We start from the raw sequence: 1,067 nt of genomic DNA, 5'->3' as shown, positions 1-1,067 counted from the left end.
ATTCTTATTCTTTGGTGGTATTATTACAGTTAAGTTAATTCATTCTATACTTGCATAATTTAAAAATTGATATATATTACTGCTACAACTGAATAGGAAATAAAAAAGACCTTTAATAAGGGGTCGATTCGGGTTCGACGGGAACGGTTACGCCAGGTGTGCAGGCCGGAGAAGGATACTCCGTAAAAAACCAAACAACAACAATTCCCGAACGCGAAATCGCTATCGCTGCTTAATTAACGCAGCGACGTCCTCCTGAGCTTGCCCGTGGGCTTAGGAAGGGCGACAGACACACGGGATAGGAAAATGCTGACTGCCCTGTAGGCATTTTCCGAAATTTTACAGGGTTAGCCTGCAGAAACCCTGCCTGTGGGGTTGCTGTAGGTGAAATCTTAAACACAGGCTAAGCCTGTAGAAAGCCTGAGCAACGGCCGTTCTCGGACGGGGGTTCGATTCCCCCCGACTCCACCAAAAGAAAAGGCTGGGCGAACTTAAACATATCCAAGTTGTAGTAAATCTTAAATTCGTCGTTGTCATATTCAATGTAATTGATAAGTTTTTCTAACTGTTTTCTGATTTGCTTAGCATTTCCTGTTTTGTAATAGTCTATGATTAGGTTTTTAAAGTCTGTAAGGTTTATATCTATTTCTACCCAGTTTTGATTTGATTGATGTTCTAATATTTTTAATTTGCTTTCAAGGTTTTTCCTTTCTTCTTTGAGATTTTTTCTTCTTTGTATTATTTCGTCATCATCAAAATCTATAAGTCCGTTTTCTATTGCTTTTAGGATATTATTTAATTTCATATCTATAGTTTGAATTGCTTTTTTGATGCTTTCTTTTTCTTGTTTGATTTGTTTGATGTGTGTGTTTATTTCTTCTTCTATAGCTTTTTTAATTTGGTTTAAGACATTGTCGTTTAATATCTTGTTTAACACTACATCAAGTAAATAATCATCTACCTTTTTTGCTGTTAGTCTTTTTTGATTACAGCCGTTGTGTTTTCTTCTTTTGCTACATATGTAATAGTGATAACTGTTTCCTTTTGCTGTTTCTGTTACCATTGCA

1 other RNA gene is annotated in these 1,067 nt (G+C 36.0%); it reads left to right on the top strand.

Going from position 1 to position 1,067, the window contains the following annotated elements:
- Positions 1-119 precede the first annotated feature (119 nt).
- Positions 120-471: a transfer-messenger RNA gene (ssrA, locus tag HG1285_RS19345) on the top strand.
- The last annotated feature ends 596 nt before the right edge of the window (positions 472-1,067 follow it).

The organism is Hydrogenivirga sp. 128-5-R1-1, assembly GCF_000171895.1.
Note: the sequence above shows the minus strand (reverse complement) of the source record. Positions and strands in the feature narration are given on the sequence as shown.